This window comes from Actinomycetospora sp. NBRC 106378 (genome assembly GCF_030269685.1).
In the GTDB taxonomy this organism is placed as follows: Bacteria; Actinomycetota; Actinomycetes; order Mycobacteriales; family Pseudonocardiaceae; genus Actinomycetospora.
In genome coordinates this window covers 411,877-438,802 of sequence record NZ_BSTT01000002.1, presented here as the reverse complement: position 1 = coordinate 438,802, position 26,926 = coordinate 411,877, and the positions used below count along the sequence as shown (strand labels likewise).

Here is a 26,926-nt window from a genome sequence, read left to right as displayed (position 1 = left end):
ATCTCGATCCGATATCACTGTTCGCGGCCGCACGACGGGTCGCGCCGACCTCAGCCGTTCTCTTTCCTGGAGTGTTCGTGGAGTTCCTCGGTTTTCTCGGGCTGCTGTACCTCGCGGGGTACATCGTGTCCTGCATCGTCACGTTCAGTCGTGGGATGCGCGCTGTCCGTCGACGCGTCGAAGCCCGCGGCGGGCGCCCCATCGAAGGGCCCGAGCTGTGGGCGCGCCTGGGCTGGTGCCTGATCAAGTCCATGCTCTGGCCCATCAACCTCGGCCTCTGGCTCTGGCTGGGCCGCCCCGAGCCGGGGACCTACCGACGTCCGGCCGTGCCGACGACCGCGGCTGCGTCCAGGGCCCCGGCCGCGCCGATCGTCCCGACGAGTCCGCGTACCGCGACCCAGCAGAAGTCGGCGCCGCTCGTCGACCCGACGCCGTCCGGCCGCCACGCCCGGATCGACCCCATGCCGGCACCGGCGAGCGCTCCGACGTTCCCGACCGGCCCGGCGGTGCAGGTGGGCCCGACGGCGAAGGCTCCCTTCCCCTCGTCGAACACGAAGCCCGGTCCGTCGAACTCCGCGTACGTGCCGACGCCGTCCGCTCCCCCGGCGCCGCCGACAACGCCGTCGCCGGTGCTGCCGGTCCCCCGGGCCGAGTTCGGGGCCCCGCAGCTCGACACCGACTACGCGGTCCGTGTCCTCCAGCAGGCCGGCTTCCCCGCGACCCCGCACAACGTGTTCGCCACCCAGGAGAGGCTCGGCATCCTCTTCTCGGCGAAGGCCCGTCAATTCATCGAGGGGATGGGCACCCACCGGGACTGGGTGACGTTCGTGCGGCGCGCCGGATACCCGACCGCCGACATGCACGCCTGGCCCCAGAACGTCCTCAACGCGATCGCCCAGTGGGACCGCGACTCCGTGCCCCACATCCAGGACTTCTACGAGCGCTATTCCGCGATCCTCCTCGAGTCCGGCGGGTTCCTCGGCGGATCTCCGGGCACGCCGCTCGCGACCGCGGGCGAATGGAACATGAAGGGCATCGCCCAGCCTGACGCACGCCCGCTTCCCGCGCCCCGTTGAGACGCGGATTCCGACCTCACTCCCACGACCTCGAAGGACTGTCGATGGCCACCTGCCGTGTCTGTACCGGCAAGGGAATCTGTCCGAACTGCAACGGTGTCGGCACCAAGGGCGGCGTCATCCCCGTCAACTGCCCGACCTGCCGGGGAAAGCGGGAATGCCCCGCGTGCCGCGGCCAGGGCTGGCGCAACTGAGAGCGGAGAGAACCGTGTTCGGCAGGAAGAAGCAGTCCCCGGTCGGGTCGCACGACGACGTCCTGCGCATCCGCGTCATCTACATGGACCGCGAACACCACGCGAAGTGTCCCTTCAGCTGGCCGCAGTGTCCTGACGCGCCGTCCCCTCGCGCCGGCTCGTCGTTCCTCGGCCGGAGTCGGTCGAAGGAGACCGCCATCGAGGAGCTGAACGACCACCTGGCCGCCGTGCACGGGGTCGACAGGTCGGTACCGCGGCGGTTCGAGGACTGACGGACGCTCGGCGCCCTTTTATCCAGGCCGACTAACGATCCTGCTCGTGGGCACGAGAAGACGGTCGTGACCTTCCTGCTGACGTGGAATCCGGCGAAGTGGGCGTACGAGGGGGATGAGTACAAGCGCCACGTCCAGCAGACCTCGGGCCCCCACCCGAAACCGGTCGAGGACCACTGGTCGACCGGCTCCCGCACCAAGGTGGAGCTCGGAGAGCGGGTGTTCCTGCTGCGGCAGGGAGCTGATCGACCCGGGGTCGTCGCCATGGGGCGGGTCAACTCCGACGCCCGGCTCGAGCCGCACTGGGATGCGGAACGAGCCGCAGCGGGCGAGACCGCACACTTCGTCGACGTGGTGTGGGACCGCGTGCTCGACATCGACGACCGTGTCCCCACCGCCGAGCTCGAAGCAGAAGTGGGCTCGGTGCACTGGCATCCGCAGGGTGGAGGTACGTCGCTCACCGACGAGCAGGCCGCGGCCGTCGAGGCGCTCGTGCAGCGGGGGGAGCCACTCGGCGGGGGGCACTCGACGATGGCGGCCGAAGCCTCCGAGGACGCTGTCGACCTCCTCCGCCGCCTGCTCGGTCTCGAACTGCGGGACCGGGACGGCCGCCTCCTCCTCCGTATCCAGGCCGTCAGCCCGGCGATGGTCCAGGTCTCGGTGAACGACAGGGAGCTCCGCTCGATGGGACTCACGCCGTTCGAGGAGGCCCTAGCACAGCTCGGTGAGGGAGAGAGCATCGACGTCGCCGCAGGTCGAGGCTGGCAGGCCGCGCTACTCCGGGCAGCGCTCCTGACCGTCCCGGGTGTCAGGGTGGTGGGCGGGCAGATCGTGTTGGGGCGGCCGCGCGCGGACGCCGACGTCGACGGGCGCACCGTTGGCTACAACGAGTTCTTCGACGTCACCCGTCCACTGGACCGTGCCGCGGTCGCCCTGCAACGGGGAGAGCAGGCCGCACTGCGCGCCGGGCTCTTCTCCACCCGCAGCCACGGCCGCTGCGCACTCTGCCGACGGACGTACCCGGTGCAGTTCCTCCGAGCTGCGCACATCAAGCCGCGATCGGTCTGCTCCGAGGACGAGAAGCGCGATCTCACCAACATCGCGATGGCTGCCTGCGTCTTCGGGTGTGACGCGCTGTTCGAGGTCGGCTTCCTCGGCGTCGATGACACCGGCACGGTGGTCGCCTCGGGGGGTGCGATGACCGACGCCGCGATCGCAAGCTATCTCGACCCCGTGGTCGGAGGGCGTTGCCTGGCGTTCCGCCCGCCCAGCAACGGATATTTCGCCTGGCACCGGGACAACATCTTTCGGGCCGGAGCCGTCTGCCCTGACGAACGTTCTTGCTCTCCGTGACGTCAGGTGGCCGGATTTCGGATCTCTCGACCGAGTTCCTTCGGCGATCTCACGAATCGTCATCAAATCGTGCGAGTCGGGCTCCACCGTTCCTCCTATGGTGTTCAGCCAAGGGGAACTGCCGGGGGGCATGGTGAAGGTGATTGTGGGGGCCGCGGCGATTGCTGCCGGAATTGCCTGGGTCGCCGCGCCGTGGATCTCGATGGCACGGCACGGCACGCTCGACGAGCAGGCGCTCGAGGCGATGCGCGAGCCGGTGCTCCCGGCTCCGCGGAAGGCGCCCGACGACGTCAGGCCGGAACGGCCTCCCGCGCCGCGGCAGGAACCGGCTCCGGATCCGGCACCGGTCCCTCGTCAGGAACGCCGGTCAGCAGGAGCGCCCCCACGAACACCGGGAACGCGCCGGTGAAGGTCAGCATATTCTCGCTGACGATCCCGCCGACGGCGAGGGCGACGAGCATCGCCGCCCCGACGGGCGCGACCGGCGAGCGCCGCAGACCGGACGCCGCGAGGGCCACCACGAGCAGCCCGAGCAGGATCGTCCCGACGTAGCCGATCTGGGTCAACAGCGCGACATACGTGCTCTCCGCCGTGACCGCCTCGGCGAAGCTGCTCTGCGCCACGGTCCCGCCGGTCCCCCACCCCTGCCCCCACAGCGTGAAGCGCAGCCGACCCGCCGCCGAGAGCGCCTCCTGGTGGGCGAGGGTCGAGGAGTCGCGGCCGGCGAGGATCGTCGCCAGGTAGGTGCGGATCGGGGTCACCACCAGCGCGACGACGCCGGCCACGACCGCGCCGGCGGTCCCCACCACGGCCGCCCGCGTCGGCCCCAGCCGCACGACGAGCAGGGCCACCACCCCGAACGCGGCGACGACCCAGCCGCCGCGGGTGAACGTCAGCAGCAGCGCGACGGTCAGGATCACCGCGCAGAGCGTCGGCGCCCGCAGGCGCGCCCGGTGCACCAGCGCGACCACGAGGGCCGCCGCGAGGATCGTCCCCGCGGAGAGCGGGTCGCCGAAGGTGCCCGTCAGCCGGGGGAAGCCCGACGTCACGAAGAAGTTCCCGGGCAGCCCGGTCGCGGGATCGAGGAACAGCGGCACGCCCTTCACGTCGACCCAGAACCGGCCCACGCCGATCGTGTTGAGCAGGAACGACGACGGCAGCGTCATCTCCACCAGCGCGTACACCGCCGCGGGCACCGTCACCGCGACGAACCCGACCGCGGCACGGGCACGCTCACCCGCCGTCAGGAAAGCCGCGCAGCCCAGCGAGACGAACGGGACGAGGGCCCCGCGGATCGACTCCAGGCGCGGGCTCATCGGAGCCGGGGACGTGCCGAAGACCAGGAAGCCGACGATCACCGCCACCGCGGCGACGACCAGGAGAGCCGGCCCGATCCGGGTCTTGGTCACGACGGCCCGCAGCACCAGCACGAGCAGCATCGACCAGGCCAGCACGTCCTTGAGCGCCAGCGCCGCCCGCAGCGGCCCCGACTCGACCCCGGCCGTGTGCAGCAGGGCGAGCACGTGACTGCCGACGATCAGCACCACGAGGATCACCAGCAGCGCCGCGTGCGCCGCCCGCCAGCACAGGGCGATCCAACCGCACCCCAGGAGGAGCCCGATCACGACGAGTACGCCGACGGTCATGCGATCGACTCCCTGGACGACCCCGGGTGGGGCATGATGCGATCACTCGCGGGGGGCGGGTCGGTTTCTGGGGTGCCCCCGTGCCACGCCCGGAGGACTCGATGACCAGGCTGAACCGCCGACGGCTGCTGATCCTCTCGGCCCTCGCGGCGACGTCCTGCGCCGCGGCGGCGCCCACCGCGCCCCGCCCGGTCTACCCGTCGCGGGACCTCTCCGGCGTCGCCGTCCGCAGCGACCTGCAGGACCTCATCGACCGCACCGCCCGCAGCGGCGGTGGCACCGTCGAGATCCCCGCCGGCCAGACCTTCCTGACGGCGGGCATCGTCGTCCCGGCGGGCGTCGGTCTCGACGTCCGGGGCACGATCGTGCGCCAACCCGAGGCGTCGGGCGTGCTCGTGACGATCCGCGGCGACGGGGCCACCGTGCGCGGCTTCCCGGGCGGCGCGATCGACGGCAACCGCACCGCGGCGTCCGAGCGCTCCGACGTGCTGCGCGTCGCCGCCGCCGACGTCACGGTCACCGGCCTCGAGCTGCAGAACAGCGCGTCCAACGGCATCGCCGTCTACGGCCGGCCGCGGGCCCGGGTCGAGGGCTGCCGGATCACCAACTGCCGCGACAACGGTGTGATCGTGGGCAACGCCGGCGCCGACGCGTCGGTGATCGTCGGGAACACCGTCGCCGGGACCGACGAGCAGAACGCCATCTTCGTGACGGCGTCGTCGGGCTCCACGCCCACGCGGGCCTCGGTGCGCGACCATCAGATCCTCGACAACGTGATCTCCGACGTCGGTGACACCGGCATCGAGTCGGGCATCCACACCGTCAACACGGTGGTCCGGGGCAACCGGGTGGTCGCCGCGAAGAACCCCGGCATCCTGCTGCGCGACTGCACCGGGGTGCAGGTGCAGAACTGCACCGTCACCACCACGGGCCCCACCATCGACGCCTACGCCGTGGTCCCCCAGACCCAGCCGTCGGGCACCCCGGTGTCGAGCACCTTCACCGACTGCACGGTGATCGGGAACGCCACCCGCTCCGGCTTCTACACCGACAGCGCCGGCGTCACCGTCGACCGCGCGACCCTGTCGGCCGCCACGGGGCAGGCACCGCGGGGCTCGGCCTTCCTCACGGGCGCGGTCGACGACGTGACCGTCCAGGACGCGACGGTCACCAACTGGACGACGGCGTTCTTCCTCAACTACGCGGCGGACGACGCCGTGCTGCAGGGCATCGTGGTGCGGGACCCGCGGGTGAGCGGCGTCGATACGATCTACTACGCCCCGAGTGCGTCGCTGGTCGCCTCGACGCTGGAGTGCGGCACCGTTGACGGCGTGCGGCGCGGGCTCTTCCGCAGCCCGGGCTCGACCACCCTGGCCCCGACGAGCCGCGTCGTCCCGCCCACCTACGGGTCGGCGCCCGACACCACGGTGCCCTGAGGTCCTCATCGCGCCGGCTCCGGGATCGCCGTGCGTCGCGCGACCACGCCCGCCGCACCGACGACCACCACGCAGATCGTCCCCTCCGCGGCCGCGACCGCCCACGCCCCGCCGGGGGCGCCGAACAGGTGCGCGAAGCCGACGAGGGCGGGGACGCCGACGACCACCGCGCTGGTCACCGCGGCGAGGTAGGTGCGCCGGTAGCCGCGCGGGATGAGGTAGTGCCGGCCCACCGACGTCTCCAGGGAGATGACGAGGAACGCGACCGCGAAGCCGGCTGCCGTCGGGAGGTCGACCGCGAGGTCGGAGCCGAACACGACCCCGCTGACCCACGGGCCCGCTCCCCCGATCGCGAAGGCCCCGAGGACGCCGACGGACGAGTGCAGAGTGAGCGAGGTGTGGAAGCGGCGCCTGACGGTGGCCCGGTCCGCCGGCTCGGCGACCCATCCCTGCAGCGCGTTGCACAGGCTGGAGATCGCGTACAGCGACAGCCGGAACAGCCGGTCGCCGGCGGCGAACACCGCGAGCTCGCGGACCCCGGTCCCCAGCCCCACGAGCGCGACGGCACCGGCCGAGTAGGAGCCCGACGCGATCTCGGAGGCAGCGTCGGGAACGAGGATCCGCAGGTCGACCTGCCGCAGGGCCGCGCGGAGGCCGAACCGGCCCAGCGTGTGCCGGGCATGGACGGCCGTCGTCCCGAGCGACGCGGCGAGCAGGGCGATCGGGTAGGTCTCGAGCGGGGCGCCCAGGACGAGCAGAGGTGCCCCGACGACGGCGGCGCCGACCCGCGGGAGCGCGTCGTAGACCAGGAGCGTCCGTGCCTGGCCCGCACCGATCGCGTACCAGGCCGGCGACAGCCCGGTGGCCGACACCGCCAGCGCCATCAGCACCGCCACCACCCGGAACCCCTCGGGGGCGAGCAGCCACGCGACCACACCCTCGACCGGGAGGACCACGAGGAACGCGGCGAGCCGGCTCGCGAGCGCCTCCCGGTAGAGCGCCTGCCGTCCGGCGTCGTCGGCCTGGGCGGTCCGCGACGGCCCCGAGAGGTTCCAGCCGAACGTCACGACGATCATCGCGACCGCCCCGACCGACTGCCCGACGGCGACGGCCGCCCACCCCTCGACGCTCGTCACCCGCGCGATCACGGGCAGGAGCAGCAACGGCGTGATCGCCCCGACGAACGGGACCGCGGCGAAGCCCCCGATGCGCCGGACGAGCGGGTGCACGGTCATCGGAGATGCAGGTCCAGCCCGTGCGCGCGGTACAGGTCGGCGAGCTGGTCGAGCGCCGTCGCCGGGCCGTACCGGGTGCTGTGGCACTCCGCGGCGTCGAGGTCGAGCTCCAGGGCCTTCCCGACGACGGGTGCCGGCGCCTCGGGCGCGAGAGCCGCGAGGGCCGCCGCGATGTCGTCGACGTCGTACGGGTCGACGAAGCAGGCGTGGCCGCCGGAGACCTCACGCAGCACCGGCAGGTCGGAACAGATCACCGGCACCCCGACCGCCTGCGCCTCCACGACCGGCATCCCGAAGCCCTCGTACAGCGTCGGCAGGACGAGGGCCGACGCCCCGCGCAGGAGGGCCCACAGCTCGTCGTCGTCCGGGGCCTCGACGAAGTCCACGCCCGGCGGGAGCTGCCCCCACGCCCGCCGGCCGGCGAGGACGAGGTCGGTGTGCTCCCCCAGCCGGGACCGCTCGTAGGCGGTGACCAGCCGGGCCAGGTTCTTGCGGGGCTCGACGCTGCCGACGGCGAGGACGTACGGGCGTTCACGCCGCGCGGGCGGTACGACCCGGGGGACCACGACGGGGTGCACGACGTGGGCCTCCTTCCCGAACCGGTCGGCGATCTCGCGGGCGACCGTGTGCGACACGGTGGCCACGCTCGTCCGCTCGTCCTGCAGAGCCCGCTCCGCGAGCCGTGTGTAGTAGTGACGACCGCCGCGGCTCGCGGTCTCCGGATGGGTCCACCAGACGAGGTCGTGCAGCGTCATCACCGTCGGCCCGGCGATCCGGGCCGGCGGGAAGGTGAGGTGGTGCGCGAGGTCGGCCGACCGGCCCGCGAACGGCAGCGCGACGAGGTCCTCGGCCAGCCGCTTCGGGAACGGGCCGGGGTCGGTGATCCGCAGCTGCACCTCCGGCACGTCCGCGAGCAGGCCGACCACCCCGCGGGCGTACCGCTCCCATCCGGTGAGCCGCGTCGACCCCGCCGAGCGGGCGTCGACGAGCACGCGCGTCACGTCGACGCCTTCTCCGCCGTGGTCACGACGGTGGCCTCGACGTCGTCGTGCTGGTCGTCGTCCTCGTTCGTGTCCTTCGCCGACTCGGCCTCTCCTGCGTCCTCCGGAGGTGCCTCGGGCTCCTCGCGGGCCTCGGTGACGTCGGACCCGTCGTCGGGAACGGATTCGGGTGGCCGGACCGGCGCGACGGCGACGGTGGGCGTCGGGTCGTCGACGTCCGGGTCGAAGGCCGGGACGCTGCGCCGGGCCGCTGGAGCCGGGCGCGGTCCGGGGCTGGGTCGCGGGCCGGGGATCGCGGGCGCCGGGACGGAGCGGGCGGCGGGCGGCGGGACCGGGCGGGACCAGCCGTTCGGCGCCGGCCTCGGAGGTGTCGGGCTCGGGGTGGGAACCGGCGTTCCCGTCCGGTGGTAGGCCGACCGCCCGACGTAGGAGGAGTCCCCGGTCGCCGGCACCATCGTGGCCACCGTGCCGACGACCGTGGCCGAGGCGGCCCGGAGTGCGGTCAGCGCCGACTCGAGCTGGGCGACCCGGGTCCGGCCGATCCGGCAGAGCAGCACCGTGGCGTCGGCGTGCCGGGACACCGTCGCGGCGTCTGTCACCGGGAGCACCGGCGGGGTGTCGATCAGCACGACGTCGGCGCGCTCCCGCAGCGCGGCGAACAGGTCGCGGGCCTGGCGGCTCGCCAGGAGCTCGCTCGGGTTGGGCGGCACGACGCCGCTGGTGAGCACGCGGGTCAGGCCGGGGCCCCAGGGCTGGAGCGCCTCGTCGAGGGTCACCTTGCCGGCCAGGACCCCGGACAGCCCGACCGCCCCGTCGAACCCGAGGCGGGTGGCGAGCTGCGGGCGGCGCAGGTCGGCGTCGACGATGATCACCCGCTTGCCGGCGGAGGCGAGAGCGACGGCGAGGCCGGTCACCGTCGTCGTCTTCCCCTCTCCCTCGAGCGGGCTGGTCACGACGATCAGCGAGGACGCGTGGTCGACGTCGACGAACTCGAGGTTGGTCCGCAGCGAGCGCAGGGCCTCCGCGTACGCCGAGCCCCCGGCGAGCGACTCGGCCACCGGTCCGTCGAGCCCGGAGGTCTCCATCGGCACCGCGCCGAGGGTGGGCACGCCGCTGAGGCGGGTGAGCTGCCCGACCGAGCGGACGGACTTGTCGAGCGCGCTGAGCACGACGGCCGCGACGATCCCGAGCGCGAGCCCGAGCACGGCGCCCACTCCCCCGGTCACGAGGAACGAGGGATTGCCTGCCTCCACCGGCGCCTTGGCCGGGCGGACCTGGCGGACGAAGACCTGCTGCTGCGCGCCCGGCGTCGACGGCTTCTCGAGGTCGTTGACCACCGCGATGAACGAGGTCGCGACCGCGTTGGCGATCAGGGCCGCACGTTGCGGGTCGCCGTCGGTGGCCGACAGGTCGATCAGCACCGAGTCGCTGGCGCTCGACGCCGAGAGCTGCTTCGCGAGCTCCGGGGAAGTCTCCGGGAGGTTCAACCGGGCGACGACGTCGTCGGTGACCTCCTCGCTCGTGACGAGCTCGGCGTAGGAGGACACGCGCTGCTGGGAGACGAGGCTGCCCTGGTAGGCGGCGTCGGTGGAGTCGCCGCTCGGCGAGTACACGTACAGCGTGGTCGACGCCGTGTAGTACGCCGGGCTGAGCAACCCGAAGGCGAGGCCGGCGAGAGCGCCGACGAGGAGACCGGCCACGACCGCCACCCAGCGGTCGCGCACGATGCGCAGGAAGTCGTCGATGGTCATGAGGCGGCCTCCGGGACGTCGTCGGCGGCGGGGCGGGGGGTCGGGACCGCGGGTGCGGTGCGGGCATGGTGGCGAGCCAGGGTCACGGCGAACAGCACGAGGAACGGGCTGTCGCGGAGGAGATATCGACGCCAGAGGCGGGGGAACTCGGTCCCGAGCCGCCAGAACGCCTCGGTGCCGGTGCGTTGGAAGACCGCGGGCGCGCGGGTGATCGCACCGGACAGGTAGTCGACCGTGGCGCCCGCGCCGATCAGCACCGCGCCCGGCAGCTCGTCGCGGTGCAGGTCGATCCACAGCTCCTGCTTGGGCGCCCCGAAACAGACCACCACGACGTCGAGCGCGAGGTCGGCCAGGGCGCGGACGAGGGCCTCGTCCTCGGGGCCGCCCAGCGGGAAGCCGGCCGACGGCGACAGGGCGAGCACCCGGGGCAGGCCCGGGTTGGCGTCCGCGAGGGCGCGCCCGGCCCGGTCCGCACGACCCGGGGCCCCACCGACGATGGCCATCCGCAGCCGCTGCTCGGCCGCCACCGACCCGAGCGCCGCGACGATGTCGACGCCGGTCACCCGCACCGCCCCCGGTGTCCCGGTCCACCGGGAGAGCAGCGCGACGGGTGCCCCGTCCATCGTGACGACGTCGGCGCGGCCGTAGGCCTCGCGGAACGACCGGTCGGCGCGGGTCAGCATGACGTGGTCGACGTTGCAGGTGAACGCCGCGACCGCCCGGTCCGGGCGCCGGGCGGCGACCAGGCGGCGTGCGGCCACCTCCGGGGTGGAGAAGACCTGCATCGGGAGATCGAACAATCGGCGGGCCGTGCCCTCGGAGAAGATCTCGTTCTTCTCCGCGTTCTCCCCGGAGCTCCTCGGATGCGGTACCCGTCCCAGAATTCTTCGTGCCCGGACCATTCTCGGTCCGGCTCCCGCGAACTGTGGGCGCGCGCGCCCGTCGATACCCACCGATGTCCCCCCAGCCGATGCGCGATGGATCAAGCACCGCGCGCAAGGAGTGGAACACTACGCACGGCGCAAATGATCTGACCAGGGTCAGTCATTCGCGATCTTGACCTCATCGTTCGAGTGGTAGACGCTCACGTGGCGTGTCGGTTGCGCCGCTCGTTCGTGGTTCCGTCCGTCGGCACACGAACTGTTCCGAGGAGTCCTGTGATGTCCGTTCCGGCGACCACCGCGCTGCGCGACTACGAGATCGTGGTGGTCGCCTACCGGAGCGCCGATCTCGTGACCGAATTGATACGAGATCTCGGGAGCGACTTCTCCTTCATTGTGGTCGACAATTGTCGGGGCGCGGACGGTCTGGCCGACCGACTCCGCGGACTGCGCCACGTGCGGGTCCTCGACGGGCCGGGCCGGGGCTTCGCCTCGGGGGCCAACCTGGGTATCCGGGCGGCTCGGAGTGACCTGGTGATGCTGGTCGGCCCGGACAGCCGGCCCTCCCCCGCCACGCTCGACGCCCTGGCCGGCGACGTGCGCGACGACCCGGCCTGCGTGCAGGTCTGCCCGATGGCCGTCGGTCACGACGGTCGGGTCGAGCTCGGCACCGCCGGCTGGGAGCCGACCTGGTGGCGGGCGCTGTCGCACGCCAGCGGGTGGCACTACCTGTTCCCGCGCACCGGCCTGTGGGCGCGGCCGGAGCCCGATTCCGAGCCGGCGATCGACTGGGTGAGCGCCTCGGTCTGCGCGCTCCGCCGCTCGCTGTTCCTCGAACTCGGCGCCTTCGACGAGGAGTTCTTCGTCTACAACGAGGACGTCGACCTCTCGCGCCGTATCCGGGGAGCCGGGTTACGGCAGGGTTTCCGGACCGATCTCCTCGTCGCCCACGGTTCCGGCGGTTCGGGCGACCGCCCCACCAGGATGTCGCAACTGCGCGGGTCGTCGATGATGCGCGACGTCGGGCGGCACCATTCCCGCCTCGAGACCAGGGCCATCCGGATGATTCTCACGGCGGGCGCCGGCGGGCGGGCCCTCGCCTACCGTGCGCTTCGGCGGAGCGGGAAGGCCGAATGGCACGAGGCCTACGTCCGCGGACTCTGGGTGGGTCCGCCGGACATGGCGTGAGCGCCGCGCCGCTGCGGGACCGACGCTCTCGGCATCCGGAGCCGAACAGGCCCGAGGAGGTGCTGAAGACCGACTTTCTACCTCGAGTCCACGCCGTGCGGCAAGACACTCCTGCTCTGATCAGGTGAACCGTGTTCTTGCCTTGCGGGCTCGTCCGGCTCCATCGTCGACACTCATCTGCCGATGCCGACCAGCGGGGGGCCCGATGGACTTCAAGGCGTCCGCTTCGCCCGATCTCGACCCGAGCTCGTCATCCGTCGACGCGCTGGACGACTATGCGGCTTTTATCTCCTACAGCCACCTAGATGCCGAGGTGGCGGCACTCGTCCACCGACAGATGGAGGGGTTTGCAAAGCCCTGGTATCGAGCGAGGGCAATGCGCGTCTTTCGCGACACGACGAATCTGGGGGCGGACGCGGACCTGCCGGCGAAGCTGGAGGACGCGCTGCAGGCGAGTCGCTGGTTGATCGTCTTCGTCTCCCCCGCTGCCGCGTCCTCACGGTGGGTCGACCAGGAGGTCAGCTGGTGGATCGCGCACAGGTCGGCCGATCGGCTCCTGCTCGTGGTCATCGAGGGGGTCATGCAATGGGACCCTGAAACCGACTCGATAGCTCCGGCTACGGACGTGCTTCCTCCCAGCCTGAGGGAGGCTCTGGAGACCGAACCCTTGTGGGTCGATCTTCGATGGATGCACAACGTCGGGATGGGCGGCCGCCGTGACCCTCGTCTGCGTAACGCTGTAGCGGCTCTGTCGGCACCAATCCGGGGCGTGGAGAAAGACGCACTGACAGGCGAGCACATTCGCTGGCAGCGGCGCACCCGCGCCACCGCCCTGGTGGGTACGACGACTATGGCGCTGCTCCTCGTCGTCGCACTCATCCTCGTTGTCGCGGTGTCCCATGCGCGCAGCAGGGAGACCGACGAGGCCAGATTGGCCGCCTCGCGATCACTCGCCGCGAGCGCCGTCAGCAATCTGAGCTCCAATCTTCAGGCATCGGACATGCTCGCCGCCGCGGCCTACCAGCTCGACGCCACGGTCGAGAGCACGTCGGCACTCTTCCAGGCAGTGACTGGTAACCCGAACGCGCTCAGGTTCGCGACGTTAAGCTCACCGGTCACGGCCCTGTCTGCATCGCGCGACGGGTCGGCGGTCGTCGTCGGCACCGCCTCCGGCGAGGTCGTTCGCATTCGTACCTCAGACGGCGCGCGGTGGTCGACGACGGTGGGCTCCGCCGTCACAAGCGTCTCCGTCAGCGATGACGCCGCAGTCGTCGGTGCCGCCGCCGGTCCGCACCAAGCTGTTTTATGGCATCCGGACACTGGTTCGGTCGCGCCGCTCGTCCTGGGCGCGATCAACCCGCTCAGCATCGCGGTCTCCCCGACCGGCACCTCCGTTGTGGTTCTCGGCGGCCCCAAGATGCTGACGGGCACACAGCCTCTGGCGAGCTACGCTGGGGATGGGAAGCAGATCGCCGGGCCGACGGCGGTTCGGTCCTCCGACCGCGTCACGTTCCTCGGAGACAACGGCGTGCAAGTCGAGTCCATCGAAGGCGCCTGGCAAATACTCTCCATGCCCGATCTGCGCCCGGCCTACGGGTCGTCGCGCTACCTGGCACGCGCCGAAGGCTTCATCGTCGGTCGCGCAGCCGGCGGAGCCTTCTATCTGCTCGAGCAGAATGGGCAGATCTCGGCGTGGAGCAAGCTCCTTCCCCCCGACCCATCCGCTCCGACTCTCGCAGGATCGGTCGGCGTGCCCCGCGGAGCGACAGCTCTGAGCTTGAGCCCCGTCGGAGACCGGGCGGCGCTCGCCGATGGCGGCAGGATCAGCGTCGTCCCGGTCGGAGTTGGCGGCGACACGTCGGCGGGGCCAGCACCGATCACCCTCACGGGGGTGAGCTCGGTGAGTCCGGACCTTCTCGACTTCGGCGACGACTCGCACTTGGTCTCAGCGTCCGGGAACACAGTCACGATGTGGGACCTCGCCGGTCCCAACACCATCATCTCCGACGATGGGCTGCTCCGGTTCGGCGTGTCCCCGAACGACGGAGCACCGCCTGTGGTGGCCCTATCGCCCGATGACACAAAGATGGCCATCGTCGACCGCGGGAGCGTCGAGGGTGCCGTCTATGACCGCACCACCGAGACGCTGACGCCGCTGCCCCCGCCCGGTCCTTCAGGGTTTTACGGCTACCCGGTCTGGTCGGCCGACGGCCGCCGATTGTTCCTCATAGGCGGCGCGAACCAGCAGGACGAACAGGTCGACACCTCGGGCCTGCCACGTGTGGTCGACGCCCGTGCCGTGACTCCAGGTACGGGGTACATGGTCCTGAGCGCGGCATTGTCGGCGGACGGCTCGAGCGTAATCAGCATGGACACGAACGGCAGGGTCCAGGAGCGGCGTGTGACCGACGGCGCCGTGACCCGCTCCTATAGGCCGCCAGTACGCCCGGACGCAGGTGGCATCCCAGGAGGAGACTACCTCGCGGGGGCAGGCGCCGCCGATGTCGATCCAGTGTCCGGCACGGCGGCCTTCATCCGAGGAGACGGAGCAGTCCAGGTCATCAACGGTCCCGGCTCCAACCTCCCTGCAGTGCTGCCCACCCCAGCCCGCACCGTGCAGTTCGCGGGCGACGAACTAGATATTCTAACCCGAAGTGGACAAATCGAGAGCCATCCCCTCGACGGCAGCCCCGCACGGAGCGTGGTGCTCAATCCCACCACCGTTCGGATCGGTGTCGACGTCTTCCAGCCAGTAGTCGTGGCGCTCCTCGCCGACGGCACCGTTCAGATCATTGACGCTCGGTCGGGCGCCGTCCTTGGCAGTCATCCCACGCCGGCGCCGAACTCCGGCAGTGACAACGCCTTCGCCGCCTCCGTCATTGTCGAAGGACACCGGCAGGATCACATGTTCGTCGCCTCGGGTGGCGCGATGCTCCAGGACCTCGATCTTCGTGAAACCGACTGGGTGCGGGCCGCCTGCACCACGGCGGGTCGGAGTTTGACGAGCGCGGAGTGGATGCAGTTCGTGGGCGTCGAGCCGCAGGACGGCACTGGATGCGGATGAGCCGACACTGAAGCGCGCTTGAGGCGGCTCGAAGCGCGCTCAGCCGGCTCGGCCACGATGACCCGCTTCAGATCTTGCCAGGCCGTGCGGCTGAGGACGAACCCCACTCGCGGAGGCGAGTCGTCCTCGTCATGGCGGCCCGGACCCTACGACAGGTCCACCGAGCCGCGAAGTCCGGCGGATCGCGCACGCATTCCACGACACTGCCAGACGCCTCTCTGGTACCGCGGCCTGTCCTATGGCATGCCTGGCGGCGGCCGCGTTGCGAACACCGCGAGGCTCACCAGGTACGTGATCAACCCGACCGAGAAGAAGGCGATAGCGAAGCCCTCCCCACCGTTTCCGCCGCCGTGGGACGCGACGACGGCAACGATGAAACCAGCCGCGACCCCCATGACCGCGGCGAGGCACAGCGACTTCCACTGTCGGCCGTCCGGCGGTGGCACATCGATCTCGGTCTCAGGCTGCCAGCCCCACCATTCGGAGCCAGCACGCCGATCCGAGGCGGACCGTGCACCGGCCGGAGACGCGGTGGGCTGCTGCGTCGTCTCCTTTGGCGGCGGTGGGCGAAGCGGTCCTGTCGACGTCGTCCCGGCCGGAACCTCGCCGCGACGGTCCGCCGTCTGCACCCACCAGGGACGCGAGTCGGGACCACCGACGACGTCCCCGGCGCGTCCGATGATCGACGCGAAGTCGTCGACGGCCCGCCACAACGGGTCGCACGCCGCTCGCAATTGGTCGCCGAGCCGGTCGAGCGACGGGTCGTGCAGGGCTGAGAGGTGCTTCCAGGCCGGCCCGAGGGCGGGGTCCTCGAAGTCCTCGCGGGTGAAGAGCAGGTTGTCCTCGTTGTGTAGGACGGCCCAAGGCTGAGGGTTGTGCGCCAACATACGAAGGGCCAGGTAGACGACGAGGCCGGGGAAGGTGTCGCGGTGCTCGTTCCACGGGGCGTCCTGCCGCTGGTAGTTCGGGTGGCCGGACTCGTCGGGCGCCGGGAGCCCGACCAGCCCGGGGATCCAGACGGCGTCGAGGTCGACCAGCCGCAGCCGACCGTGCTGGTCGACGAGGACGTTGCCGTGCTGAAGATCGCCGTGGGCGAAGTGGTCGGCCTGCATGGTGATCACGAGGTCCCGCCACGCGGTCGCCAGAGCGGAGAGGCCCGTTCGGTCGCCCTCCTCCACCAGGTGGTCCACGTAGCGGTCCAGCGTCCGCCCCTCGATCCACTCCATCTGCACGATCGGCCACGACCGATCCCGGATGCGGATCGAGGCTTCATGCCACTCGGCCTGCGCCACCTGTCCCGCGAGCTCGCTGTTCGCCAGATGGGCGCGCAGACGCCCGTACCGCGACGCGCCGGCCGGGTCCTCCCGCGTGAAGAAGCGCAGCGCCTGCGAGCGCCCTCCGACGGTGGCCTGGAAGACCGCTGCCGTACTGCCCGTCGCTGGGATCGGGATCCCGAGGACGGGGTGGACGGCGAACTCCGCCCGCTGCAGGTCGGCCGAGGAGAACACCCGGGCGGGATGCTGGACCGCGACCCGGTAGTCCTCGACGGTGGGGAACTCGGTCATCGACACACCACCAGACGGCGAGGAGCGGTAGGTGAGAGTGAGACGCGCAGCAGCGTCACGTCGTCGTTGGTCATCGCGTCCGCGTCGCGCTCGGTGGTGACGAAGCGGGAGAACTCGGCGGGATGGCTCAGGCGCGCCAGGAACTCCCACGTCTCCGGCTTGTCAGCGCGACGGACCATCCACTGCGCGAGGGCGTCCGTGGCCAGGAACAGGTGGTCACCCGGTACGAGCTCACCCCGGCCACACACCAGGTCCTGGGCCATCTGCAACAGGGCGTCGGGACGAGTGAAGGCACCGGCCGGATCCCGTCCGAAGTCGTCCGGTCCGAGGGGCGGCAGGTGGGCGACCAGGGCGCCGGAGCGCACATGGAAGAGCACGGAATCCCCCAGCGTGGCCGCCTCCCACCGGGCCCCCGGGCCGGCCAGGACGTCGAGGACACAGCCCGCGAAGGTCGCGAACGACCCCTCGGCCACCTTGAGTTCCTCAAGCACCGTCCCCACCGCGGGACAGCCCTCGCTCCACGCCGCCTGCCGGTCGCCGAACCAGTGGGTCAGCATTGTCGGGTCGAGCCCGGCGGGTGCCGTGCGCGGCGACGCAAAGCCTGCGGTGAGCTCGGCGGCCCAGCGACGCGCCCCGTAGGCGGCGGTTGCACCGTCGGCAATCGCCACCCGCACCGGTCGGCCGGAGCCCGGATGACCGGGGTCCGTAGCAACCCCGTCCTCCCACTCGGCGTCGGTGTTCCCGGCTTTGGGCACGGAGAATGCCACCATCCGCGGGACCAGGGTCATCGTCGGCTCACCGGTCCCGTACCTCGGCGACACGCGTCCCGATCTCGAGGAAGGCCGTCAGGGCGTCGATGTCCGCGTTGAAGCACATGGCACGGGCGCCCGGCTCCACGGTCTTGCCCGCGGCCCGGGCGTTCGCGACCATCACGTCCGGCAGCGAGCTGCTCATCTCGAAAAGCTGTGGTCCGGGGTCGGGGAGCTGAGCACCGCTCGTCGGGAAGAAGCGGGGTTCGCCGGTCCGGGACAGGAAGACGTTGAACAGGAGCGCCGGCCCATCATCGGTCTCAATCGTGGTGAGGCGCTTCGTCCACTCCGCTAGGTCCGCCCCGTCGAAGGGGCTGTCGGTCACGAAGCCGTCGGTGATGTTGATGATCGCCGGTGGGAACGAGTCGGGGTGCTCGCCCGTCCACTCGAAGACGTACCGGCCGGCCTCGGCGATCGCCTGGCACATCGGGGTTCGGTATCCGTGGACCGACTCGATCCACACGGGCGAGCGAGACGGCCCGGAGAACCGGTCGGCGGACGGTTCGTCCCGCACCGCGAGGGGAGCCATCGCGAGGTCCCGGACGGATACGATGCCACGACCGGCGAGCGCTCCGCCGAGCGCGGGCTCCACTCCCTCGCCGCCCGCCACCGGGCACGCGCCGTAGCCCAGGACCATGACGTTGAAGTAGTCGCGGACGTCGCCGCCCACCTCCTTCGTCGACCGCATGCACAGATCGAGGAGCAGCCTGTTCACCGCCCGGGTGGCGCCGTCGGCCAGAGAGGTACCGGATTGACGCCACGGCTCCTTCATGGAGTCCGACCGGTCGAGGAGGACGACGATGCAGGCCGGGTTCCGGCGGGAGATCGATCGCTGGTACATCAGAGCCCTTCCGGGGAGATGGCGCGGGCAGGAGCGGGGGCGTGTTCGGCCCCTGGCCGAAGGGTCACCCCAGGCCACGGCCGGTCCGGCCGCCACAGCCACATCGGGGTGGCACACGATCGGCACCGGACCTCGTAACCGGTCTCGACGGGAGCGACGTCGACGAACAACGACCCGCACGCCGGGCACTGCGCGATGAGGGCGTCGGCCAGGTACTCCCGCGGGTCGGCGGGTGCGGGCGGCGGGGCCGGGCGCCGTGTGGGGGCGGACAGGGCGCCCGAGGAGCGCGGAGCTCTCTTCTGGTTCCACCAGTCGTCCCCGGCAGGCAGGACCTGGCGCAGAGTCTGGCTGCCTGGTCGCGCAGGCTGGTCGTCGCCGGGCGTACGCACATCCTGTGGGTGGCCCTCGAACAGACCTCCGGCCCGCGCCTTCGGCCCCCGTGCGTCCGACGGAGCGGGCGGTCCCGGTAGCCGATGCTGCTCCTGCGGGGACCGTGGCCGGTTCCCTCGACCGGCTCCGGTCCCGGTGCCGTGGAGGCTCACGATGCCGAGGTAGCCGGTGATACCCGCGCAGCCGAGCAGGACGAGCAGGAGGAGGGATACGTAGGGCATCAGCGCCGGGCGCACGGCGAGCAGGCCGAGGACCGCGCCGGCGAACGTCGCGGCCACACAGCTGAGCAGGACAAACCTCCTGGCTCCCGCAGTCCGGTCGCTCATCGGCCCGTCCCGTCGACCGTGAAGAGGACGCGCTCCGGCAGGGGGTTCCCGGACGTCCAGGGGCCCCAGCACCTCGTCCGTTCGCTCGTGGGCCCGGCAGCCGGACGGGAGGGCGCCTGCACCGCGACCCGCCATCCCTCTGGCGCCTGCACGCACACCTCGTGGGTCGAGAGCGGCTCGGTGGGAACGATCAGGGACCCGTCCTGCGGCCACGGTCCCCATCGCCGGTCGTCGGGGTCGGGCGCGGCTGCCTCGCCCTCGAGGACGACGAAGCGGATCGACCCGGCCGGGAGAGAGCGGGATTCGAGTCCGAACGCCGTCCCGACCGACGGGGCCGGAACGGGGGGACGCGCCAGGTCCGCCGCCGGGAAGAAGGAACCGATCAGGGTGGTGAGGCCGAAGGCGAGCACCAACGCCAGGAGCGGGAAGAGAGCGGGGCCGAGACGGCCGACGGTGGACCGGACGACCGGGCTCACGGGTTCCCCACGGTGCGGATGCGTTCGTCGCGGTATTCGGACAGGAGGCGGTAGTACCGGTTTGCGTGCGTGATCCGCTGGCGGTCCATGAAGACGTCGACCGCCAGTCCCTCGCGGACCCACAGGACGAGACCACTTTTGACGAAGCGGTAGCTCAGCTTTACCGCGAGCGGGGTGGCGAGCAGCCCGAGGATCGAGATCACCAGGACGGCGAAGCCGAGTCCTGTGACGTCGTACCCCATGAGGCCGATCCCCTGCGCGAAGAAGTACAGCATCAGGAGCACCCACCCAGCAGGCCACGCGTAGAGCTTGAGACGGGACGGCTGGTACACCGCAGTGCTGTTCAGGTACTCCAACGGGGCGTCCTGGTAGCTGACCTCCCCGAACATCCCGATCCGCACGGTCGCCACCCGACGGGGCGTGAGTGCCGCGAAGCTGTGCGTCCCGAAGCCCAGAATTCCCATGACGCCGAGGTAATGGGCCTCGTCGACCGCCTCGGCCGGCGGGATGAACTGCCCGAAGAGGGTGCGCAGCGCCTGCTGGTCGCCCCGCTTTGCCTGGTCCACGACGCTGTGCGCGGCGGGTGCCACGAGCGTCGCGGCCGCGGAGGGATGGGACCCTGCACCGGGTGTCGCGGTCGGTCCGGGCGGCGACGGCCACCCGCCACCCGCGGACGCTCCCGAAGAGGATGGCGCGGACGGAGACGGCGCGGACGACGAGGAGTGTCCGAAGAACTGGGACCCAGGTCGGGTGTCGGTCATCTGCTTCCCCCAGATGTGCAGTGGGTCAGAACAGCCGGTCGAGCCGGACCTCGGGGATCTCCGCGGCCACGACGGCCGGGTACGCCGCGGGCGCGGCGACTCCCAGCAGGTCTCGGGTCCGGGCCACGAGCGGCGAGAGATGACGACGGACGGGGCGCCGCGTCAGGTCGATCCAGTGCACCTCGGCCAGGTAGTAGGCCAGGGTCCCCTCCAACGTCGAGGCGTCGATCTTCACCGGGAGGACCGGCTTGCCCTCCTTGTAGGCGCGCTCGACCTCCCGACGCACCTCGTGCGAGACGACCGAACTCGTGGACAGCAGCACGACGGCCAGGCTCGACCGGGCGATGCCGTCCACGATCGCCGACGCCCACTCCGTCCCGGGAACGATGTCGCGCGGCGCCATCCAGCACGACATCCCCTGCGATTCCAGTTCCGCGCAGACCTCCCGAGCGACGGCGCCGTCGACGCTGGAATGCGACAGGAATGCGGTCCGGGGGGCGGCCGCGGGGGGCTGCCGGACCGCGGCCCCCGCGTGGGAATCTGCGGGGTGGATCGGGAGGGCGCCCCCGCGCCGGGCCAAAGCCTGCTCCCACCACCGGCTGTTCGCCGTCATTCACTCCCCCCGGAGGCCCCCGTTCATGACGCTCTGTCCTCATGAACGGACATATCATGTGAACTGTCGGTAGTACGTGCTATCCGCCAAACGGGGGTTGATCCGGCGTCGATCTCTGGAAGGTCGCGGAGAGTTATATGCGTTGCGCACTGGAGCCGGCCTCGACACCTCACTCGAACGGCCGGTAGCGACGTTCCGCTCGTTCGGAGATCGTCCTGTCCTTCGGACGGCGAGGGGGGCTCGTGACCGGTGGTTGGCTGACCAAGAACGCACGGGCTCTCATCGGCCTGCTCGCGGCGCTCGCCGGATTCCTGCTCGGATACGCGGGCTTCGCGACGTTCCTGCCCACCTCGACCATCCAGGCGGGCACAAAAACGACCGATCTCGTCTACTACACGCTCCAACTCTTCCTCCTCGACGCCGCACCCCTGCAGACGGCGACGAACCTGCCAGTGACGCTCGAGATCGCGCGGTTCCTCGCGCCCGCCAGCACGGCGTTCGGACTGGTGGTCGGTGCGTGGACTGTCTACCGCTCGACTTACCACGCCGTGCGCTCCCGACAGCTGCACGACCACACAGTGGTCCTCGGTCAGGGCGCCCAGGCCCGACTGATTGCTCGAGCCGTGGTCGCCGAGGGGGCCTCCTGCGCCGTCGTGGGCACGGAAGCGATGACCGTGGCGGGCGCCGTCGCGGTGGAGGGCGATCCGAGCGACCCGGCGGTCCTGCGGGAAGCCAGGATCGACGCCGCGCGCGAGGTCATGATCGTCTCGGGCGAGAGCACCCGGAACGTGGACATCGCTGCTTCCGTCCGCGAAGCGCTCGACGGCGGTTCTCACGCGCCCGCCTGCTTCCTGGAGATGCGGTCGCCGGAGTTCGCGGTCGCCCTCGCCGCGCACGAACTGACCTCGCCGTCGGCGGTGCACCTGGAGTTCTTCGACCCGACCACCCGGGCGGTCCGCCGACTCTTCGACCGCCACCTCACCGCTCTTCGGGGCGACGTGGTGCTCATCGGTAGCGGCGAGACGTACGACGCCGCGCGCACCGAACTCGGGCGCAGGTGCGAGCGTCCAGGCCGTGACATGAAGCCGTCGTACCTGACGCCCTCGGAGGTCCGCTCGATCGTGCCGTCGGAGGGCCTGCATCTCGTGGTCGTCGTGGTCGACGGGGATGAGTCGGCGGTGGCGTTGGGGCTCCGCGTGCTGCGTCAGGTCAGGGGCAGGCCAGTCGGAGTGGTCGTCGCGACGCACTCCAGTACCGCCCTGGGCGCGAGGATCACCCCGCAGGACGTTGCAGCATCCGGATACGGCGGTGCGGAGCTCCACCTGTTCAACGTGGCCGAGGAGGCCTATGCCCTCGCCGCCCTACGTCGCGGACTGTACGAGGAGCTCGCCCGGGCCGCGCATGAGTCGTACGTCGAACAGGCCCGGGCGCGAGGCGAGACGACGCACACCAACCCGTCGACGGTGTCCTGGTCGCACCTCGACGAAGACCTGCGCACGGAGAACCTCGCACAGGCCCACGCCTTCGGGAGGTACCTCCGCACCCTCCCCGCGGTCGTCGTCCCCGACGACGGGCATGGGGAGGAGTTCGCCTTCGCGGGCGGCGAAGTGGAGCGCCGAGCCGAGGATGAGCACGTCCGCTGGCGCAAGAGCAAGGAAGCACGCGGGTGGAAGACGGGTGCGCGGAACGACGTCGAGAAAAAGCACCCCGATCTCGTGGACTGGTCCGACCTCGACGAGACCGCTCGGCAGAAGGACCGCGACGCAGTCCTCGCGATCCCAGGACATCTCAGCCGGATCGGACTCCGCGTCGTGCGGGTCGCTCCGGGCGATCAGCCGGCGGCCAACTCCTGATCAGCCTCTCGCGGGCGCAGCGGAGTCGAAGCCGCCAAGACGTCGGTGCCCCTCCCCCACGTTTCGAGCATCCGCGGGGTCACCAGGGCGGGCGGGAGGACCAGGTCGTCCTCCAGCCGGGACGCCTCGTGACGGCGGGCGAGCGCATCGTGGTGGATCGGCTCGTCGCCGAACACCACGTCGATGCTCTCCTCGAAGAAGGCCGGGTCGTACCTCCACACGGCCCTCTTCAGCGCGCGGAGGGTCTCGCGCTGCTCCGACGTCGCGAACAGCGACATGAACGCGGCCCCCATCCTGATGGTGGCCAGCGTCAGCCCCGTCGGTCCCCGCAGCGGAACGCAGTCGTCCGGGCCGTCGTCGTCGATCACGGGATTCGTCGGCGGGCGGAGCTCGCCCAGGGTGAACCCTCGGCCGTAGAGGTACGCGACGAACTCGGCGCAGTAGAAGTCGTCCTCGGAGGCCCACGCCCACCCGGCGTCGACGGCCCGCATGACGACCTCGTACTCCGCCTCCGGCTCGAGGACGTTCTCCGGGAGCAACGCGTGCAGGGCGGCCGCCACGATGACCACCTTGGCGAACCCGAAGGCACCCTCCCGGTCGTCGGGGTAGTCCCGCAGCAGCCGTGCCGGCCCGCCGGGCGAGACACCGTCGGGCAACCGCAGCCGGTGGACCCGCTGCCCCTCGTCCCAGAAGTGCTCGAAGGGATCGTGGCGGAGTCCGCCGAGGTCGAGGACGTCGTCGGGCTGGTAGTACGGGTAGGAACTGACGATCATGCCGTAGTCGTCGGCCATCCCGGCGTGCGAGAACCCGCTCGGCGAGCGGTCTAGCTCGACGATCAGCGCGGCCAGCGCGTTCGTCGGATGCTGCGTCACGAGCAGGATCTCGCCCGGTTCGACCGATGTCGTCGCGATCGTGTCCACGTGCGTGCCCCCCAGCACTGTCCTCGTCACGCCCCCGGACGTATCTTCAGGCCAGTTTCACTGAGTGTGAAGCCCTGGGGGGAAGATGGCCGAGAACTCGGCAGCCGATCGTCCGCGCGTGGTACTACTCGGCACGGTGGAGATCGACGGTGTCACCGTCGGTAGCGTGCGTCTGCGGACGTTGCTCGCGCACCTGGCGCTCGCTCCGGGCCGTGCGGTCTCCGGCGGCACCCTCGTCGACGGGTGCTACGGCACCGATCTGCCACGCCGCCCGGCCGCCGCGCTGCAGGTCCTGGTCACCCGCCTGCGGAAGCGGTTCACCGACGCGCCCACGGCGCTCGTCTCCTCGGCCGGCGGGTACGTCCTGCACCTCGACGACGACGAGGTCGACCTCGTCCGTTTCCTCCGGGCGGCCGCCGATGCGCTCGACCCCGACGGCGACGACACGACCATCGACGCGGCCGAACGCGCCCTTGAGCTGTGGGGCGAGCCGTTCCCCGGGTGCCTGCCCTCGGAGCGGCTCGGCACCGCGTCGGTCCAGGCCCACGAACGCTTCCTGCGCGTCCTGGAACGGCTCGCCGACGCCCGTCTCGAGCGCGACGCCCCCGGCGACGCGGAGGCCGCCGTCGAGGCGCTCCTCCCCCACCTCGCGAGCCACCGCGACCGTGAACGCCTCGTCGGCGCCGCCATGCGCGCGCTGCACCGGCTCGGGCGCACCGTCGAGGCACTGGCCGCCTTCGCCGAGACGCGGCGGGCGCTGCGGGTCGAGCACGGCGTCGACCCCGGACCGGCACTGCGGGAGCTCGAGGCGGCCCTGCTCGCCGCCCCGCGCCGCCTCCCCGTCCGTCACGAACCCGTCGTCGGGCGGGCCGAGCTCCTCGCGACCGTCCGGGCCCGGCTCGACGACCCCGACCGCGGCGCGGTCGTCCTCGCCCTCGGCGAGGCCGGCATCGGCAAGACGTCGCTCCTGCGCGCGGCGCGCGACGAGGCGGGCCTGCGGGGAGCGGTCGTCGGCTCCGGCGCCTGGAACGAGGCCGACACCCCGCTGACGGGCTGGTCGGAGGGCCTCCACGACCTCGGCACGCCGGTCCCGCCCCACGACCCCGAGTTCGGCCGCGCCGTGCACCGCGTGCTGCGCCTGCGCGCCGCCGACGCTCCCCTGCTGCTCACCCTCGACGACGCCCACCGCGCCGACTCCGCGTCGCTCGGCACCCTGCTCTCGCTCGCCCGCCGCGGGCTGCCCCCGGGCATCGTCGTGCTGGTGGCGGCCCGCGAGCCGGACGCCGTGGCCCATCCGCGGTGGGAGGAGATCCGCGCCGACCTCGCCCGGCTACCCGGCGTCCACGAGCTCCCGGTGCGGGAACTCGACCGGGCGGCGGTCGCGGAACTCCTCGCGCTGCGGGGACTTCCCGACGACGAGGCCGCGAGCGCGCTCTGGAGCCGCTCCGCCGGCCACCCGCTCCACCTCGCGGCCCTGCTCGACACCCTGGACGACGACGGGTCCGGCCCGACGGTGCCCGACCGGCTCCGGCCCCTGCTCGGCTACCAGCTCGCCCGGCTCCCGGCCGACTGCCGCGAGGTGCTCGAGGCCCTCGCCGTCCTCGCCCCGATCTCGGTCGACGCGCTCGCCGAGGTGCTGGGCCTCGAGGTGCGCCGGGTGCTGCAGGCCCTGCGGCCCGCGGCCGACCTCGGCCTCGTCGTTCCCGACGGCGCCGGCTACGCCTTCCGCCACGAACTCACGGCGGCCGCGGCCGCAGAGCCGGTGCCCGCCCCGGAGCGCGCCCAGCTCCACCGGACCCGGCTCGACCAGCTCCCGGCCGACGCCGAGCCGTTCGAGCGGCTCCGGCACGCGGTCGGCGCCGCGAGCATGGTGCCGCCGCGTGTCGTCGCGGATGCACGCGCCGCCGCCGCCACGACCGCGCGGGAACGCGGTGCCCTCGTCGAGGCCCTCGCGCTGCTCGACGCCGCCGGCGACGCCTCCGCCGCGTCCGACCCGTGCGCCGTCCAGGTCGCCCGCGGTCTCGTCCTGCAGGCGCTCGGGCGGATCGACGAGTCGGACGACGTGCTCGACGCCGTCGTCGCCGACACCGCCGCGTCGGTGCCCGCCCTGGTGGACGCCGCCGTCGGGGCGGACGCGGTCGGCATCTCCGTCGCCGGACGCCCCCGACGGCTCGCCCGCCTGCAGCAGGTGCGGGGCCTCCCCCTCGACCGCCGCGACCGGGTGCGGGTGCTGCGCGCCCTCATCGTCGAGCAGCAGCAGTTCCTCGGCGACGCCGAGGCCGACGCGGTGCCCGAGCTGCTCGCCCTCGCCGCGGCGAGCCCGGAGGACCCGCGCCTGCAGGCCGAGGTCGCCCTGCTGCGCGGCAACCAGCTGGCCGACGAACCCGTCGTGGTCCGCGAGCGCATCCGTCACGGCGAGCGCGCCCACGGTCTCGCCGTGGCGACCGGCGATCGGGAGCTGCGGCTGGAGGCGGAGGAGCTGCTCGTCGCGTCGCTGCTCGCCGCCGGGCGGACGGACGACGCCGAGGCGCTCAGCACGGGCCTGCGAGAGGCGGCCGCGCGCCACCGGCACTCCCGGTCGATCTGGGCGTGCCTGCTGGTCGAGGCCACGCTGCTCGCGGCCCGGGGCGAGGCGGAGGCGGCCGACGCGGCGGCGGAGCGCGCCCGCGACCGCGGCCTCGACCTTGGCATCCCCGACGCGTTCGGCGCCTACGGCGTCCACCTCGCCTCGACCCGGGTCCTCGCCGGCACCTTGCCCTCGTTGAACGGGCTGCCGGCGGGCGCGGCCGAGTTCTACCCGCACGTGGCCGCCTGGTCCGCCGTCGCCGCCGCCGACGCCGCCCAGGCCGGGGACGCCGAGGCCGCGCGGACCCACCTGGCCGAGTGGAGCCGCCGTCGGGAAGGACGTCCCTACCGGCTCTTCGACCGCTCCGGACTGTGCTGCGCCGCGGTGGCGGCGTTCGCGCTCGGCGACGAGCGCGCCGCGCGGGAGGTGCTCGCGGGGCTGCCGCCGGACCCGGAGGCGCTCCTGATCATCGGGATCGGCGCCGGGACCCTCGGCCCTGTCTCGACCTACCAGGGGCTGGCGCTGCTGGCCGCGGGCGAGCCGGAGCCGGCCCGGCAGGCGTTCAAGGTCGCGGCCGACCTCGCGGGGCGGCTCGGCTGGACGCCGTGGGCCGATGCGGCGGCTGCCCTCGGGCGGTACGTCGAATCGGATGCGGGTCCGTTGCCGTTCGGGCTGCGCCGGCTGGGGCCGTGAGACGTCACTGATCGGG

20 protein-coding genes are annotated in these 26,926 nt (G+C 72.0%); 8 read left to right on the top strand and 12 right to left on the bottom strand.

Annotated features, from left to right (window positions below; all coding sequences use genetic code 11):
- Window positions 1-155 precede the first annotated feature (155 nt).
- The 3 genes from QSK00_RS06455 (at window position 156) to QSK00_RS06445 (ending at window position 2,895) form a co-directional block, all read left to right on the top strand.
- The gene (locus tag QSK00_RS06455) at window positions 156-1,076 is read left to right on the top strand and encodes a hypothetical protein (RefSeq protein ID WP_285588761.1); all 921 of its coding nucleotides are present in this window, start codon (window positions 156-158) and stop codon (window positions 1,074-1,076) included.
- Between the two features lie 208 nt (window positions 1,077-1,284).
- Window positions 1,285-1,542: a hypothetical protein gene (locus QSK00_RS06450; RefSeq protein WP_285588760.1), complete on the top strand. Its 258-nt coding sequence runs from the start codon at window positions 1,285-1,287 to the stop codon at window positions 1,540-1,542.
- 66 nt (window positions 1,543-1,608) lie between these two features.
- Window positions 1,609-2,895 (top strand): hypothetical protein, encoded by a 1,287-nt coding sequence (locus QSK00_RS06445; protein ID WP_285588756.1) that lies wholly within the window; start codon window positions 1,609-1,611, stop codon window positions 2,893-2,895.
- A gap of 290 nt (window positions 2,896-3,185) precedes the next feature.
- Here the strand turns inward: QSK00_RS06445 and QSK00_RS06440 are convergent, their stop codons facing one another.
- Entirely contained in the window at window positions 3,186-4,541 is a 1,356-nt protein-coding gene (locus tag QSK00_RS06440) for a hypothetical protein (RefSeq protein WP_285588754.1), read from the bottom strand.
- A 101-nt stretch (window positions 4,542-4,642) separates the two neighbouring features.
- On the opposite strand from QSK00_RS06440, the gene QSK00_RS06435 reads away from it, so the two are divergent.
- Entirely contained in the window at window positions 4,643-5,977 is a 1,335-nt protein-coding gene (locus tag QSK00_RS06435; RefSeq protein ID WP_285588752.1) for a right-handed parallel beta-helix repeat-containing protein, read from the top strand.
- Window positions 5,978-5,982: 5 nt separating this feature from the next.
- Here QSK00_RS06435 and QSK00_RS06430 read toward each other — a convergent pair whose 3' ends face one another.
- The 4 genes from QSK00_RS06430 to QSK00_RS06415 are packed head-to-tail and all read right to left on the bottom strand — an operon-like array spanning window position 5,983 to window position 10,866.
- Window positions 5,983-7,212, bottom strand: a complete 1,230-nt coding sequence (locus QSK00_RS06430; protein WP_285588751.1) for a lipopolysaccharide biosynthesis protein — start codon at window positions 7,210-7,212, stop codon at window positions 5,983-5,985.
- Complete coding sequence (locus tag QSK00_RS06425; RefSeq protein WP_285588749.1) at window positions 7,209-8,213, bottom strand: glycosyltransferase family 4 protein; 1,005 nt, start codon at window positions 8,211-8,213, stop codon at window positions 7,209-7,211. The genes QSK00_RS06430 and QSK00_RS06425 overlap by 4 nt, the downstream gene beginning before the upstream one ends.
- Entirely contained in the window at window positions 8,210-9,964 is a 1,755-nt protein-coding gene (locus tag QSK00_RS06420; protein ID WP_285588745.1) for a tyrosine-protein kinase domain-containing protein, read from the bottom strand. The genes QSK00_RS06425 and QSK00_RS06420 overlap by 4 nt, the downstream gene beginning before the upstream one ends.
- Entirely contained in the window at window positions 9,961-10,866 is a 906-nt protein-coding gene (locus tag QSK00_RS06415; protein WP_502872017.1) for a WecB/TagA/CpsF family glycosyltransferase, read from the bottom strand. Before QSK00_RS06415 ends, QSK00_RS06420 begins: the two co-directional genes overlap by 4 nt.
- 171 nt (window positions 10,867-11,037) lie before the next feature.
- On the opposite strand from QSK00_RS06415, the gene QSK00_RS06410 reads away from it, so the two are divergent.
- Complete coding sequence (locus tag QSK00_RS06410; RefSeq protein WP_502872016.1) at window positions 11,038-12,033, top strand: glycosyltransferase; 996 nt, start codon at window positions 11,038-11,040, stop codon at window positions 12,031-12,033.
- A gap of 205 nt (window positions 12,034-12,238) precedes the next feature.
- Complete coding sequence (locus tag QSK00_RS06405) at window positions 12,239-15,097, top strand: toll/interleukin-1 receptor domain-containing protein (RefSeq protein WP_285588741.1); 2,859 nt, start codon at window positions 12,239-12,241, stop codon at window positions 15,095-15,097.
- A 236-nt stretch (window positions 15,098-15,333) separates the two neighbouring features.
- On the opposite strand, the gene QSK00_RS06400 is transcribed toward QSK00_RS06405, so the two are convergent.
- The 6 genes from QSK00_RS06400 to QSK00_RS06375 all read right to left on the bottom strand — a co-directional run bounded on the left by QSK00_RS06400 (window position 15,334) and on the right by QSK00_RS06375 (window position 20,878).
- A complete protein-coding gene (locus tag QSK00_RS06400) occupies window positions 15,334-16,389 on the bottom strand; it encodes a protein kinase family protein (RefSeq protein ID WP_285588740.1) in 1,056 nt (351 codons plus the stop codon).
- 269 nt (window positions 16,390-16,658) lie between these two features.
- Entirely contained in the window at window positions 16,659-17,417 is a 759-nt protein-coding gene (locus tag QSK00_RS06395) for a hypothetical protein (protein WP_285588738.1), read from the bottom strand.
- 40 nt (window positions 17,418-17,457) lie between these two features.
- A complete protein-coding gene (locus tag QSK00_RS06390; RefSeq protein WP_285588737.1) occupies window positions 17,458-18,312 on the bottom strand; it encodes a VWA domain-containing protein in 855 nt (284 codons plus the stop codon).
- Window positions 18,313-19,024: 712 nt separating this feature from the next.
- A complete protein-coding gene (locus tag QSK00_RS06385) occupies window positions 19,025-19,504 on the bottom strand; it encodes a hypothetical protein (RefSeq protein WP_285588735.1) in 480 nt (159 codons plus the stop codon).
- Window positions 19,501-20,070: a hypothetical protein gene (locus QSK00_RS06380; RefSeq protein ID WP_285588733.1), complete on the bottom strand. Its 570-nt coding sequence runs from the start codon at window positions 20,068-20,070 to the stop codon at window positions 19,501-19,503. Before QSK00_RS06380 ends, QSK00_RS06385 begins: the two co-directional genes overlap by 4 nt.
- Before the next feature lie 220 nt (window positions 20,071-20,290).
- Window positions 20,291-20,878, bottom strand: a complete 588-nt coding sequence (locus QSK00_RS06375) for a toll/interleukin-1 receptor domain-containing protein (RefSeq protein WP_285588731.1) — start codon at window positions 20,876-20,878, stop codon at window positions 20,291-20,293.
- A gap of 242 nt (window positions 20,879-21,120) precedes the next feature.
- Between QSK00_RS06375 and QSK00_RS06370 the strand changes: the two genes are divergently transcribed.
- The gene (locus tag QSK00_RS06370; RefSeq protein WP_285588728.1) at window positions 21,121-22,731 is read left to right on the top strand and encodes a RyR domain-containing protein; all 1,611 of its coding nucleotides are present in this window, start codon (window positions 21,121-21,123) and stop codon (window positions 22,729-22,731) included.
- Here the strand turns inward: QSK00_RS06370 and QSK00_RS06365 are convergent.
- A complete protein-coding gene (locus QSK00_RS06365; RefSeq protein WP_285588727.1) occupies window positions 22,710-23,603 on the bottom strand; it encodes a hypothetical protein in 894 nt (297 codons plus the stop codon). The two genes, QSK00_RS06370 and QSK00_RS06365, sit on opposite strands and share 22 nt — an antisense overlap.
- A gap of 214 nt (window positions 23,604-23,817) precedes the next feature.
- Here QSK00_RS06365 and QSK00_RS06360 point away from each other — a divergent pair, with 214 nt between their 5' ends.
- Window positions 23,818-26,910 (top strand): ATP-binding protein, encoded by a 3,093-nt coding sequence (locus tag QSK00_RS06360; RefSeq protein ID WP_285588725.1) that lies wholly within the window; start codon window positions 23,818-23,820, stop codon window positions 26,908-26,910.
- Window positions 26,911-26,926: the final 16 nt, after the last annotated feature.